The 13,185-nt window shown below is 41.5% G+C and carries 21 protein-coding genes and 1 pseudogene; 18 read left to right on the top strand and 4 right to left on the bottom strand.

What is annotated here, in order from left to right; all coding sequences use genetic code 11:
- Positions 1–78: 78 nt before the first annotated feature.
- The 4 genes from AC5YDM_RS11580 to AC5YDM_RS11595 form a co-directional block, all read right to left on the bottom strand.
- Positions 79–525: an RrF2 family transcriptional regulator gene (locus AC5YDM_RS11580; protein ID WP_496152268.1), complete on the bottom strand. Its 447-nt coding sequence runs from the start codon at positions 523–525 to the stop codon at positions 79–81.
- A gap of 96 nt (positions 526–621) precedes the next feature.
- Positions 622–1,383 (bottom strand): globin domain-containing protein, encoded by a 762-nt coding sequence (locus tag AC5YDM_RS11585; protein WP_496152313.1) that lies wholly within the window; start codon positions 1,381–1,383, stop codon positions 622–624.
- Positions 1,384–1,560: 177 nt separating this feature from the next.
- Complete coding sequence (locus AC5YDM_RS11590; protein WP_496152269.1) at positions 1,561–3,144, bottom strand: helicase HerA-like domain-containing protein; 1,584 nt, start codon at positions 3,142–3,144, stop codon at positions 1,561–1,563.
- A 21-nt stretch (positions 3,145–3,165) separates the two neighbouring features.
- Entirely contained in the window at positions 3,166–4,368 is a 1,203-nt protein-coding gene (locus tag AC5YDM_RS11595) for a PLP-dependent transferase (RefSeq protein WP_496152270.1), read from the bottom strand.
- A gap of 157 nt (positions 4,369–4,525) precedes the next feature.
- Between AC5YDM_RS11595 and AC5YDM_RS11600 the strand changes: the two genes are divergently transcribed.
- From AC5YDM_RS11600 to rplF, 18 genes and pseudogenes are all read left to right on the top strand, one after another.
- Positions 4,526–5,251: a type 1 glutamine amidotransferase gene (locus tag AC5YDM_RS11600; RefSeq protein WP_496152271.1), complete on the top strand. Its 726-nt coding sequence runs from the start codon at positions 4,526–4,528 to the stop codon at positions 5,249–5,251.
- A 277-nt stretch (positions 5,252–5,528) separates the two neighbouring features.
- A complete protein-coding gene (gene rpsJ, locus AC5YDM_RS11605) occupies positions 5,529–5,840 on the top strand; it encodes a 30S ribosomal protein S10 (RefSeq protein WP_004725677.1) in 312 nt (103 codons plus the stop codon).
- 59 nt (positions 5,841–5,899) lie between these two features.
- On the top strand, positions 5,900–6,538 hold the full coding sequence (rplC, locus tag AC5YDM_RS11610) for a 50S ribosomal protein L3 (protein WP_496152272.1): 639 nt from the start codon (positions 5,900–5,902) through the stop codon (positions 6,536–6,538).
- An 11-nt stretch (positions 6,539–6,549) separates the two neighbouring features.
- A complete protein-coding gene (gene rplD, locus AC5YDM_RS11615) occupies positions 6,550–7,152 on the top strand; it encodes a 50S ribosomal protein L4 (protein WP_496152273.1) in 603 nt (200 codons plus the stop codon).
- On the top strand, positions 7,149–7,469 hold the full coding sequence (rplW, locus tag AC5YDM_RS11620) for a 50S ribosomal protein L23 (protein WP_496124759.1): 321 nt from the start codon (positions 7,149–7,151) through the stop codon (positions 7,467–7,469). The genes rplD and rplW overlap by 4 nt, the downstream gene beginning before the upstream one ends.
- Before the next feature lie 11 nt (positions 7,470–7,480).
- Positions 7,481–8,305: a 50S ribosomal protein L2 gene (rplB, locus tag AC5YDM_RS11625; protein WP_067661646.1), complete on the top strand. Its 825-nt coding sequence runs from the start codon at positions 7,481–7,483 to the stop codon at positions 8,303–8,305.
- A gap of 19 nt (positions 8,306–8,324) precedes the next feature.
- Positions 8,325–8,600: a 30S ribosomal protein S19 gene (rpsS, locus tag AC5YDM_RS11630; protein ID WP_004281508.1), complete on the top strand. Its 276-nt coding sequence runs from the start codon at positions 8,325–8,327 to the stop codon at positions 8,598–8,600.
- A 9-nt stretch (positions 8,601–8,609) separates the two neighbouring features.
- Positions 8,610–8,939 carry a 50S ribosomal protein L22 gene (gene rplV / locus AC5YDM_RS11635; protein WP_067762914.1) on the top strand — a complete coding sequence of 110 codons (330 nt, stop codon included), beginning with the start codon at positions 8,610–8,612 and terminating at the stop codon, positions 8,937–8,939.
- 1 nt (position 8,940) lies between these two features.
- Positions 8,941–9,757: pseudogene (gene rpsC / locus AC5YDM_RS11640) on the top strand (30S ribosomal protein S3).
- The gene (rplP, locus tag AC5YDM_RS11645; protein WP_496124760.1) at positions 9,697–10,110 is read left to right on the top strand and encodes a 50S ribosomal protein L16; all 414 of its coding nucleotides are present in this window, start codon (positions 9,697–9,699) and stop codon (positions 10,108–10,110) included. Before rpsC ends, rplP begins: the two are co-directional and overlap by 61 nt.
- Entirely contained in the window at positions 10,110–10,307 is a 198-nt protein-coding gene (gene rpmC, locus AC5YDM_RS11650; protein ID WP_496152274.1) for a 50S ribosomal protein L29, read from the top strand. Before rplP ends, rpmC begins: the two co-directional genes overlap by 1 nt.
- Entirely contained in the window at positions 10,304–10,561 is a 258-nt protein-coding gene (rpsQ, locus tag AC5YDM_RS11655) for a 30S ribosomal protein S17 (RefSeq protein ID WP_122899910.1), read from the top strand. The genes rpmC and rpsQ overlap by 4 nt, the downstream gene beginning before the upstream one ends.
- A 91-nt stretch (positions 10,562–10,652) precedes the next feature.
- Positions 10,653–11,021 (top strand): 50S ribosomal protein L14, encoded by a 369-nt coding sequence (gene rplN, locus AC5YDM_RS11660; RefSeq protein ID WP_004725701.1) that lies wholly within the window; start codon positions 10,653–10,655, stop codon positions 11,019–11,021.
- Between the two features lie 11 nt (positions 11,022–11,032).
- Positions 11,033–11,350 (top strand): 50S ribosomal protein L24, encoded by a 318-nt coding sequence (rplX, locus tag AC5YDM_RS11665; RefSeq protein ID WP_496124762.1) that lies wholly within the window; start codon positions 11,033–11,035, stop codon positions 11,348–11,350.
- A gap of 16 nt (positions 11,351–11,366) precedes the next feature.
- Complete coding sequence (gene rplE / locus AC5YDM_RS11670) at positions 11,367–11,903, top strand: 50S ribosomal protein L5 (RefSeq protein WP_005094146.1); 537 nt, start codon at positions 11,367–11,369, stop codon at positions 11,901–11,903.
- Positions 11,904–11,912: 9 nt separating this feature from the next.
- Positions 11,913–12,218, top strand: a complete 306-nt coding sequence (gene rpsN, locus AC5YDM_RS11675) for a 30S ribosomal protein S14 (RefSeq protein ID WP_067762906.1) — start codon at positions 11,913–11,915, stop codon at positions 12,216–12,218.
- A 13-nt stretch (positions 12,219–12,231) separates the two neighbouring features.
- On the top strand, positions 12,232–12,627 hold the full coding sequence (rpsH, locus tag AC5YDM_RS11680; RefSeq protein ID WP_496124764.1) for a 30S ribosomal protein S8: 396 nt from the start codon (positions 12,232–12,234) through the stop codon (positions 12,625–12,627).
- 13 nt (positions 12,628–12,640) lie between these two features.
- On the top strand, positions 12,641–13,174 hold the full coding sequence (gene rplF / locus AC5YDM_RS11685) for a 50S ribosomal protein L6 (protein ID WP_496152275.1): 534 nt from the start codon (positions 12,641–12,643) through the stop codon (positions 13,172–13,174).
- Positions 13,175–13,185: the final 11 nt, after the last annotated feature.

Genomic DNA, 13,185 nt, shown 5'->3' on the forward strand with positions numbered 1-13,185 from the left:
TGCCAACAATGCTTCAATTTGATTTATATCGTTAAAATTTTGCAGATTAGAATTGACTCAAATTTTAAATGATCATTTTCACAATGTTAGAAAATCAATCGCGTTATATGAAGAGGGTATGTTTGAGGAAGGGCGTGAAGCAACGGCTTCAGCTAGAGTGTATTGATTAAGACTTTGATAAAATTGTTCAACGGCATGGTTTAAAATACCTTTTAAACCACAGTGGCTGCGAAGTACACAAGGCGGAGTATTGCACTCTACGATTTGTTGATCACCTTCCAAAATTCTTAACACTTCACCCAGTTGAAAATCTAAAGTGGTAGGGTTGATTCTGATACCACCACCTTTACCGCGTGTGGTAATAATCCATTCCTTTTTTGACATGAAATGAACAATTTTGACCAAGTGATTTTGAGAAACGAGTAAATTCTCCGCGAGTTCAGCAATCGTGTAAGGTAAATCTCGTGGTCTTGAGATGTACATTAAGACACGTAATGCATAATCAGAAAATTTATTGAGTTGCATAACTGGATCAAATTTGAAGGATTCAAGGAATCTTAGCCTGAAAGTCCTTAAAAGAAAACTTGGCAGGCTAAGTTTTAGCTTGGATACGAGTTTAAATTAACGGCTGAGTGGCGCTGTAACTTCAACCACATCGCCAATGTTGTAATGATTCAGCAGAATATTGGCCACTGAAAAATCAGTTGGGTTTTCTTCAGCAATCACATCAAAGGTATATTGAGTAGATTGTGCTGTGACAAAAGTAAACTGTTGAGGTTGTTTTAAATTTTGTCCTGGTACTTCAATACGTACAGAAATGTAGTCACGAGGTTGAGCCAGAAGAATCGCTTGTTGATCTTGAGGATGCAGGGTAATGCGTTTTGACTTGTCATTACCTTCGATATGGGTAATGTTAAATTTACGCCATCCAGCCCAACCGCCAGTTTGTGCCGCAAGATTTTCGTATTTCTGTTTCTCTACACCAATCAAGATATCAGCCAGTTGTAAGTAAGCAGCTTTCCATGCAGCGATGAGTTCTGCTTCCATTGGAACATCAAGAACTTCACTGATTGAATGTAATAGGTTTTCACCGACAATTGCATATTGCTCAGGACGAATATCTAAGCTGACATGTTTGGTGGTGATGTGTTCAATCGCTTTTGCTAAAACACTTGGATTCTCAATATGTTCAGCATAAGCCAAAACAGCAGCTGCTAGAGCACGTGGCTGACGACCTGTACTTTGGTGATCTAGGTTAAATACGTTGTTGAGTTCAGGATTGTTTTTCAACATACGTTGATAAAAATAGCTGGTTAATGCCACGCCATTTTCGCGCAGAACAGGAACAGTACTTTTAACAAGTTCGATGTGCTCAGGAGTCATACTCATGATTTTACTTCTATTCAGAGTTATAAGATGTATTTAAAATACATCTTTAAATTTATTACTACAATAGCTAAAATTAGAAAACCATAAAAAAATTATGGGATATTAAAATATCCCATAATTTTTAGCTAAATAATCTGTAAAGTGAATGAAGGGGAGATAGGGTTTAGAAGCTTATTTCTTACCAAATAAAGAACCGAGTAAACCACGAACGATCTTTTGACCTGTTGATCCACCGAGACTTCGTGCAGCACTTTTAGCAAATGTACCCAAAATGTCCTGTGTCATTTTCTCTCGTTGCTTGGCTGAGCGTTCAGCTTCTTTTTGTTGTTCTTTGATAAGAAGATCCTGCTGGCGAGCCTGTTGCTTTGCAAGGGCTTCAGCTTCCTTGGCTTGTTGTTTAGCCAATGCTTCTTGTTCTTTGGCTGCAACTTTATCTTGTTCTGCTTGAGCGGCTTGTTGTTGGCGTTCTGCAACCTTATTTTGCAGCATTTCAAAGGCACTTTCACGATCAACTTCTTTTTCGTAGATACCTGCGACAACACTTTGATTCATCAGCCCTTTACGTTCATCTGTTGTAATCGGGCTAAATGAAGAATAAGGAGGCATCACCCAAGCTCTCTCAACAATCTGGGGAATACCTTGCTCATCTAGACAGCTAATTAAAGCTTCACCTACACCTAATTCTGTGATGGCTTGATCCACTTCAAATTCAGGATTTGCACGAAAGGTATCGGCAGCTGTTTTTACAGCTTTTTGATCTTTCGGTGTAAATGCGCGAAGTGCATGTTGAACACGGTTACCCAATTGACCTAGTACGCTTTCAGGTAGGTCGAGAGGATTCTGTGTGACAAAATAAATGCCGACACCTTTGGAGCGAATCAAACGAACGACTTGTTCAATTTTTTCTTGTAAGGCATCGCTGGCATTATCAAATAATAAATGTGCTTCATCAAAGAAAAATACCAATTTTGGCTTATCCATATCGCCGACTTCGGGAAGTTGTTCAAACAACTCTGAAAGCATCCATAATAAAAAGGTTGCATATAGCTTAGGTGTATTCATCAACTTATCGGCAGCCAATAAATTGATATTACCTCGCCCTTGGTCATCAGTTTGGATGAAATCCATAATATTGAGTGCGGGTTCGCCAAAGAACTTATCACCCCCTTGATCTGCAAGTGCAAGCAAGTTTCGTTGAATTGCACCTAAACTTGCAGGGGAGAGATTGCCATACTCAGCTTTAAAGTCGGCAGCATGTTCACTCACATAGGTGATCATTGCTTTGAGGTCTTTAAAATCAATCAGTAATAAGCCTTGATCATCCGCAATACGAAAAACTGCTGAAAGTACACCTTCTTGCGTGTCATTTAAATTCAGCATACGCGACAGAAGAAGTGGGCCAATTTCTGAAACGGTGGTGCGAATTGGATGCCCTTGCTCACCAAATAAATCCCAAAAAACCACTGACGATGCTGCGAATGGAATCGAGTCAATATTTAAACTTTTAATGCGTTCTTCAAATTTAGGATTGGTTTCACCTGCCTTAGCAAGACTTGAAACATCTCCTTTTGCATCGGCTAAAAATACGGGCACACCAATGCGAGAAAAACTTTCAGCTAAAACTTTTAGGGTGACGGTTTTACCTGTTCCTGTTGCACCCGCAATCAAACCATGACGGTTAGCAAACTGTGAGTGTAAGATAACATCTTGTTGAGTATTGGTGGTTTTTTTGGCGATGATAATTGGTGTGCCCATAGTTATACCTTTATATTTCAATTATTCATTTTTTTGCGTATGCAATTGTTTTAGTGAGTTTTCTATATCTTGTATTAAATCTTCAGGATGTTCTAGTCCTATACAAAAGCGAACCAGCAAACCTTGTTGTAAATGTGTATTTTCTAATTTACGCATGTCTTTTAAGTTATACAACATGACTAAGCTTACAGGTCCACCCCAGCTGAATCCAAGCTTAAATAATTGTAGTTGATCGCAGAAATAACGTATATCAGCAAGTGTGTATTTGGTATCGAAAATGACGCTTACTAACCCTGCACTTTGCTCGGTTATGCAAATATCTTTCCAGTATTGATGTCCCGCCGAGTCTGGATCGGCAGGGTGTAATACTTGTACAAAATCATCTTGTTGCTTCAGCCAATTCATAAGTTGCAGTGCAGATGCAGATTGGGTTTCATAGCGAATTTTCATAGACGCTAGACTACGTTGGATTTGAGCAACATCATCACCTGAGACTGAAACACCTTGTAATGCATGCATCTTAAAGAGTTGGTGATGAAGCTTTTTATCACGTGTCACAATTGAACCCATGAGGATGTCGCCACCACCGCTTGGATACTTGGTTAATGCATGAACCGTTATATCTACACTTAAATGTTGCTCTCCAAAATCAAAAGCATTAAAGGCTAGACCTGCGCCCCAAGTATTGTCTAAAGCGGTTAAAATATTTTTAGATTTGGCTTTTGAAACAAGCGCTTTAAGATCTGGAAATTCTAAAGTGACAGATCCAGCAGCTTCGAGCCAAATTAGCTTTGCTTTATCGCTAGGCTGAAAACTATTTGTATCAAGCGGGTTATACACTTTGACGTTAATACCATAGCGAGATTCAAGATTAAGCAAGTGTTCCATATTTGGACCATAGATATTATCTGATACCCAAACCTCATCACCATGTGCAAGAAAACACGAATTAACTAAATTAATCGCGGATAGCCCACTTGGTGCAAGTAAGCAAAATTCACCGCCTTCAATTTGTGCAATGTTGTCTGCTAACGTGAACGTAGTTGGTGTGCCATGTGTGCCATAGCTGTAGTCATAATCATCTGTCCAATGACGATTAAAGAGTGCATCTGTATTTTTAAAAATAATTGTAGATGCACGGAAAAGAGGAGGTTGTACGCTAGATATAAATTGTGGAGCTTTACGAGGTGCATGAATCAGATGGGTTTGTGGATTTTTCTTCACAGCTAAACTCAAAAATAAAAACAGACTAAGAGTTAGCAAAACATAATATTAGGTTTAAACAAAGCAATGATTTGTTTAAAAGTAATAAAACTAGAACAGGTTGGCTTCATTTTTGCAAAGTTAATGGATGTATATAATAAAGATTAGGAAAACCTAAATGAAAAATTTAAAAGTTCATTATTTTCAGCATATTGCAGGTGAAGGGTTCGGTAGTTGTTATGATTATTTAAAAGCGAAAGGAGCACAGTTGAGTGCAACCGAATTCTTTGCACTCCCCGTAGATCGATCATTGGATATTGAAGCATTACCTTTAATAGAGGATGTAGATCTTTTGATTATTATGGGTGGTACGATGAGCGTGAATGATGAGGCAAATTTCCCTTGGTTGACGGTAGAAAAAAGGTGGTTAAGGCGATATTTGGCACAAGGTAAACCTGTAATTGGGCTATGTTTGGGTGGACAGCTGATAGCCAACGCTCTAGGTGCAAATGTAAGTCGAAATCCAGAACAAGAATTAGGATGGGTTGAGGTAAGTCGTAGTCATACAATAAATGGTGACTATTTTTCTGTACCTGAGCAATTAGCCGTGATGCAGTGGCATAGCGAAACCTTTGAAATTCCCAAAGGTGGTATTCGTTTACTTGAAAATGAAGTCTGTGCTAATCAAATGTATCAAATAGGGCGTAATGTACTCGGCTTTCAATTTCATCCAGAAATTACACCTCAAGTTCTACACGCTTTTATAGAAAATGAAGAACATGAAGCCACTTTTAATGGACCATTTGTACAACCCTTAGAGCTTTTAAAAAAGAGCAAAACTCAACAATTCCAACCCGGGAATCAATTTTTAAATGATGCAATTGATTATGTATTAAGAGCTTAAACAACTTGACTTAATAGACTATAAAATAGCTGTTTTACACAGAGAGTATTTTAAATAAATCGCTAAATAAGTTTGCTTAACAGTTAAACAATCGTTATAATGAGCGACCCTTAAATATTAAGGGCTAAACAACGCTGAATGTTGTTTAGATCGTTACAGTCGTGGCATCGATCATGACCTTAGTGATTTTCACTGCCTTTGACACTCGCCTTGTTTTTAATAGGGGGAGATGCGTCATGGGTGATTCTTTATATATTTTGGCTTGGAGTTTACTGGTATGTCTAACCAGAGAATCCGTATCCGTTTGAAGTCTTTTGATCATCGTTTAATTGATCAATCTTCTCAAGAGATCGTAGAAACAGCAAAACGTACTGGCGCACAAGTTTGTGGTCCAATCCCGATGCCAACTCGCATCGAACGTTTTAACGTTCTAACATCACCGCACGTTAATAAAGACGCGCGTGATCAGTATGAAATCCGTACTTACAAGCGTTTGATCGATATCGTTCAACCTACAGATAAAACTGTAGACGCGTTGATGAAGTTGGATCTTGCAGCTGGTGTTGATGTTCAGATCGCATTGGGTTAAGGCTTTCGGTTAATTAACGCTTTAAGTTAATTAAGCCGCTTTTTTAGAGGTTTATGCACATGGCTATTGGTTTAGTCGGTCGCAAGTGCGGTATGACACGTGTCTTTACAGATGCTGGTGTTTCTGTACCTGTTACAGTGATTGAGGTTGATCCTAACCGCATCACTCAAATCAAAACGCTTGAAACTGATGGTTATCAAGCGATTCAAATCACTACTGGTGAACGTCGCGAATCTCGCGTAACTAACCCTCAGAAAGGTCACTTCGCTAAAGCGGGTGTTGCTGCTGGTCGTTTAGTTCAAGAATTCCGCGTTTCAGAAGCTGAGCTTGAAGGTCGTGAAGTTGGTGGTTCTCTTACCGTTGAATTGTTCACAGTGGGTCAAATTGTTGACGTAACTGGTCAGTCTAAAGGTAAAGGTTTCCAAGGTGGTGTTAAGCGTTGGAACTTCCGTACGCAAGATGCTACTCACGGTAACTCATTGTCTCACCGTGTTCTAGGTTCTACTGGTCAAAACCAGACTCCTGGTCGCGTGTTCAAAGGCAAAAAAATGGCCGGCCATATGGGCGCTGAACGTGTTACTACACAGGGTCTTGAAATTGTTGCTATCGACGTTGAACGTTCAGTTCTTGTTGTTAAAGGCGCAGTTCCTGGTGCTACTGGTGGTGACGTAACTGTTCGTCCTACGATCAAGGCCTGAGGGGAAATATTATGAATTTAAATACTGTTTCCGGCTCTGCTGTTGAATTGTCTGAAGTTGCTTTCGGACGTGAGTTTAACGAAGCTCTTGTACACCAAGTTGTTACAGCTTACTTAGCTGGTGGTCGTCAAGGTTCTAAAGCTCAAAAATCACGTGGTGAAGTATCTGGCGGTGGTAAAAAACCATTCCGTCAAAAAGGTACTGGCCGTGCACGTGCTGGTTCTATTCGTAGCCCAATTTGGGTTGGCGGTGGTAAAACTTTTGCTGCTCGTCCACAAGACTGGTCTCAAAAAGTAAACCGTAAAATGTATCGCGGTGCTATGCAATGCATCATGGCTGAGCTTGTTCGTCAAGATCGCCTAATCTTAGTTGATGAGTTTGCTGTTGCTGCTCCGAAAACTAAAGAATTGCTTGCAAAACTTAACGACTTGAATGCGACTCGCGCTTTGATCGTTACAGATGCTGTTGATGAGAACTTGTATCTTGCTGCGCGCAACATTCCACACGTTGATGTGGTTGATGCTGCTGCAATTGATCCTGTTAGCTTGATTGCGTTTGATAAAGTTGTTATGTCTGTAGCTGCTGCTAAGAAAATTGAGGTAGAACTCGGATGAACAACGAACGTATCTATCAAGTCCTTCAAGGACCTGTATTTTCAGAAAAAGCTCAAGTTTTAGGTGAGACTGCTGGTGTTCAAGTTTTTAAAGTTGCGATTAACGCAAACAAACTTGAAATCAAAAAAGCAGTTGAACAATTGTTTGGTGTAGAAGTTGTTAAAGTTAACACGACTATCACTAAAGGTAAGACTAAACGCTTTGGTAAAACATTAGGACGTCGTTCTGATGTTAAAAAAGCATACGTCACCCTGAAAGCTGGCCAAGATGTTGAAATGGCTGACTTGGGCGATACCGCTGAAAGCACAGCGGAATAAGGACGAGAATTATGCCTATTCAAAAATGTAAGCCAACGTCTCCAGGACGTCGCTTTGTAGAGAAAGTCGTTCACGACCATCTTCACAAAGGCGCTCCTTATGCTCCGTTGGTTGAAGCTAAAAAACGTACTGGTGGTCGTAATAACAACGGTCACATCACGACTCGTCACGTTGGTGGCGGTCATAAACAGAACTACCGTATTGTTGACTTCAAACGTAACAAAGATGGTATTCCTGCAACTGTAGAGCGTATCGAATACGATCCTAACCGTACTGCACACATTGCACTTGTATTGTATGCTGATGGTGAACGTCGTTATATCATCGCTCCTAAAGGCCTTCGCGCTGGTGATAAAGTACAATCTGGTAACGATGCTCCAATTCGTCCAGGTAACTGCTTACCACTTCGTAACATGCCTATCGGTTCTACTCTTCACAACATCGAACTTAAAATTGGTAAAGGCGCGCAATTAGCTCGTTCTGCTGGTACTTCAGTTCAGTTGTTGGGTCGTGACGGTTCTTACGCTATCGTTCGTCTACGTTCAGGCGAGATGCGTAAAATTCACGTTGAATGCCGTGCAGTTCTTGGTGAAGTTTCTAACCAAGAAAGCAACCTTCGTTCACTAGGTAAAGCTGGTGCAGCTCGCTGGCGTGGTGTTCGTCCTACCGTTCGTGGTATGGCGATGAACCCAGTTGACCATCCACATGGTGGTGGTGAAGGGCGTAACAAAGGTATTCAACCTGTAAGCCCATGGGGTCAAAAAGCTAAAGGGTACAAAACACGTACCAATAAGCGTACGACTAAGATGATCATTCGCGACCGTCGCGTTAAGTAACAAGTAAAGGAATCTGACAATGCCTCGTTCTCTGAAAAAAGGCCCATTCGTCGATGCGCACTTGTTCGCTAAGGTTGAAGCGGCTATCGCGGCTAATAACCGTAAGCCGATCAAAACTTGGTCGCGTCGTTCGATGATCCTCCCGGATTTTGTTGGTTTAACAATTTCTGTCCATAATGGCCGTAACCATGTTCCAGTGATTGTATCTGAACATATGGTTGGTCATAAACTCGGTGAATTCGCGCCAACTCGTACCTATCGTGGTCACGGTGTTGACAAGAAGTCTAAACGTTAAGGTGCTATGATGGAAGTTACTGCTAAATTACGCGGTGCCGCTATCTCGGCACAAAAAACTCGTTTAGTTGCAGATTTAATCCGTGGCAAATCAGTTGCTCACGCGCTTAACATCTTGAACTTCAGCAACAAAAAAGCTGCAGTTTTAGTTAAAAAAGCTTTGGAATCTGCGATTGCTAACGCTGAACACAATAACAGTTTAGATGTAGACGACCTTAAAGTTTCTACGATCTACGTTGATGAAGGCACTAGCCTTAAACGTATTTTGCCACGTGCTAAAGGCCGTGCAGATCGTATTACTAAGCGTACTTGTCACATCACCGTTAAGGTAGGGGTTTGATATGGGTCAGAAGGTTCATCCAATCGGTATCCGCCTAGGTGTTGTGAAACGTCATAACGCTAATTGGTACGCGAGTCCGAAACAATATGCTGAATACTTGCTTAAAGATCTTCAAGTTCGTGAGTTTTTGAACAAAAAACTTAAGAATGCGATGGTGAGCAATATTCTTATCGAACGTCCTACTGGCGCTGCTAAAGTAACTATTAGCACTGCTCGTCCTGGTATCGTTATCGGTAAAAAAGGCGAAGACATTGAGAAATTACAACGCGAATTAACATCTATTATGGGTGTTCCTGCGCAAGTAAGTATCAACGAAATCGATCGCCCAGACTTAGACGCTCGTCTAGTTGGTGAAGCTATCGCTTCTCAATTAGAAAAACGTGTAATGTTCCGTCGCGCTATGAAGCGTGCGGTTCAGAACTCTATGCGTTCTGGTGCGAAAGGTATTAAAGTTGAAGTTTCTGGTCGTCTTGGTGGTGCAGAGATTGCTCGTACTGAGTGGTATCGTGAAGGTCGTGTACCTTTGCATACACTTCGTGCTGACATCGACTACACTTCAGTACGTGCTGAAACTACTTACGGTACGATCGGCGTTAAAGTTTGGATTTTCCGTGGTGAGATTTTAGGTGGCATGAAACAAGTCATGAACCCTGCTCCTGCTGAAGATCGTCCAGCTAAACGCGGTCGCGGTCGTGGTGAAGGTCAAGAGCGTCGTGGTCGTCGCAATGATCGTTCTGCTGAAAAAGGAGAATAAACCATGTTGCAACCTAAACGTACAAAATTCCGTAAAGTGCAGAAAGGCCGTAACACTGGTCTAGCTCACCGCGGTAGCACTGTATCTTTTGGTACAATCGCTCTTAAATCAATTGAACGTGGTCAAATGACTGCGCGTCAAATTGAAGCAGCGCGTCGTACAATTAGCCGTCGTATTAAACGTGGTGGTAAAATCTTTATCCGTGTTTTCCCAGACAAACCAATTACCTCTAAGCCTCTTGAAGTGCGTATGGGTAAAGGTAAAGGTTCGGTGGAATACTGGGTTTGTCAAATCAAACCAGGTAAAGTCTTGTACGAAATTGATGGTGTTAACGAAGAATTGGCTACAGAAGCTTTCAAGCTTGCTGCTGCTAAACTACCGTTTAAAACCACTATCGTGACTCGGACGGTAATGTAATGAATATTAAAGATCTACGTGAAAAGTCGGTAGAAGAATTGACAACTTTGCTTGATGAGCAACAGTTGAACCAATTCCGTCTTCGCATGGCGAAATCAACTGGTCAATTGGGTAAATCGCATGAAGTTGCGCTTACTCGTAAGACAATTGCTCGCATCAAGACCCTCCTTACCGAAAAACAGGAGAACGCACAATGAGTGAGCAAACAGTTCGCACGTTAACAGGTAAAGTAGTAAGCGACAAGATGGACAAGTCTATCGTTGTTCTTATCGAACGCCGCGTTCAACATCCGTTGTATGGCAAATCAATTCGCCGTTCAACAAAATTACACGCTCATGATGAGAACAACACTGCTAAAGCTGGCGACGTTGTAACCATTAAAGAATGCCGCCCAATGTCTAAAACTAAGTCATGGACTTTAGTTGAAGTAATTGAAGCTGCAGCTGAGTAATTAACGTTCTTGTTGCATCATCGGTCAATTTCGAGTACTCTTTGAGCCTTTCGAAAATGTGACCGGTGATGCTCGGTTTTGGAGTAGGGCAATGATTCAGACCGAAAGTATGCTCGACGTAGCAGACAACAGTGGTGCTCGCCGCGTACAATGTATTAAAGTACTAGGTGGTTCACATCGTCGTTATGCTTCTGTTGGCGACATTATTAAAGTTACTGTAAAAGAAGCGATTCCGCGTGGCCGTGTTAAAAAAGGCGACGTGATGAATGCGGTTGTTGTACGTACGAAATTCGGCATTCGTCGTCCAGACGGTTCTGTGATCCGTTTTGATGACAACGCTGCTGTTATTTTAAATAACAACAAAGCTCCGATTGCTACTCGTATTTTCGGACCAGTGACTCGTGAACTTCGTACTGAACAGTTCATGAAAATCATTTCATTGGCTCCTGAAGTTCTATAATAGAGGCAATCATGGCTAAGATTAAAAAAGGCGATCAAGTAATTGTGATCGCAGGTAAAGAAAAAGGCAAACAGGGTTCTGTTTTGTCTGTTTCGAATGACCGTGTTCTTGTTGAAGGCTTGAACTTGGTTAAGAAGCATCAAAAGCCGAACCGTGCAACAGGTGCTGAAGGCGCTGTAGTTACACAAGAAGCTTCGCTTCATATCTCAAACGTGGCAATTTTTAATGCTACAACCCAAAAGGCTGACCGTGTTGGTTACCAAGTAGTAGAAGGCGTGAAAACTCGCGTATTCAAATCTAATGGTGAATCAGTGGCGGTAGCGAAGTAATAGGTTGATTTAGGCTATGGCCAGACTTAAAACACGTTATAACGACGAACTTAAAGCTCAATTGTTAGAAACTTTGGGCGTTAAGAATGTGATGGAAATTCCACGCATCACAAAAATTACCATCAACATGGGTGTTGGTGCTGCTGCTGCTGACAAGAAATTGTTAGATGGCGCTCTTTCAGATATGCAAGCAATTGCTGGTCAAAAGCCAGTTCTTACATTAGCTCGCAAATCTATCGCTGGTTTCAAAATCCGTGATGGTTGGCCGATTGGTTGTAAAGTTACTTTACGCGGCGAACGTATGTACGAATTCTTAGACCGTTTGATCTCTATCGCGATCCCTCGTATTCGTGACTTCCGCGGTTTTTCTGCGAAATCATTTGATGGTCGTGGTAACTATTCAATGGGTTTAAAGGAACAAATCATGTTCCCTGAAATCGACTTTGATAAGATTGATCGTATTCGTGGTATGGATATTACTATTACTACGACTGCTCGCACCGATGACGAAGGCCGTGCGCTTATGCGTGCATTCGGCTTCCCGTTCAAATAAGAGGTCGATATGGCTAAGAAAGGTATGATTAATCGCGAATTGAAACGCGAAGCTACTGTTGCTAAATACGCTGCAAAACGCGCTGAATTAAAAGCGATTATTGCAAACGTAAATGCTAGCGACGAAGAGCGTTTCGAAGCGATGATGAAATTTCAAGCATTACCACGTAATGCGTCTCCAGTGCGTCTTCGTAACCGTTGTGGTTTAACTGGTCGTCCTCATGGTTACTTCCGTAAGTTCGGCTTAAGCCGTAACAAACTACGTGAAACAGTAATGCAAGGTGATGTACCGGGCGTTGTTAAGGCAAGCTGGTAAGGAGCGACTATAAATGAGTATGCAAGATACCGTTGCCGACATGCTAACACGTGTTCGTAACGCACAAATGGCGAAGAAACAAACTGTTTCTATGCCAAACTCTAAGTTGAAGGTTGCTATTGCAAACGTTCTTCAACAAGAAGGTTATATCGCTGATGTAGCGGTTGCTGAAAACGAAGGCAAACCTACTTTAACGATTACTTTAAAATATTTCGAAGGCAAACCAGTTATCGAAACTGTGAAACGCGTAAGCCGTCCAGGTCTACGTCAGTATCGCGGTAAAGATGCACTTCCAAGCGTTAAGCAAGGTTTAGGTATTGCAATTGTTTCTACAAGCAAAGGCATCATGACTGATCGCGCTGCACGTGCTGCAGGTATCGGTGGTGAAGTTGTTGCTTTTGTTTCTTAATAGGTGATTCCTCATGTCTCGTGTGGCTAAAGCCCCAGTAACTGTACCTAACGGTGTAACAGTTACTCAGAACGGCCGGCAGGTCGAAGTGAAAGGCAGCAAAGGTACATTGTCTTTCAACCTGCATGCGCTGGTCGAGCTTAATCAGGAAGAAGGTACACTTCAGATTGCTCCTAAAGCTGAGTCGAAAGACGCTTGGATGCAAGCTGGTACTGCTCGCGCTGTGCTTAATAACCTTGTTAAAGGTGTAAGCGAAGGTTTCGAACGTAAGTTACAATTAATTGGTGTTGGTTATAAAGCTGCTGTTAAAGGTGATACTGTTCATCTTAACTTAGGTTTTTCACACCCAGTTGATTACAAACTTCCTGAAGGTGTAACTGCTGAAACTCCAACTGCTACTGAAATCATTTTGAAATCAGCAAGCAAACATATGTTGGGTCAAGTAGCTGCAGATATCCGTGGATACCGTCCGCCAGAGCCGTACAAAGGTAAAGGTGTTCGTTATTCGGATGAAGTTGTTCTTCGTAAAGAAGCTAAGAAGAAATAAGGCGCGAGGTT

This window comes from Acinetobacter sp. CY81 (assembly GCF_059515925.1).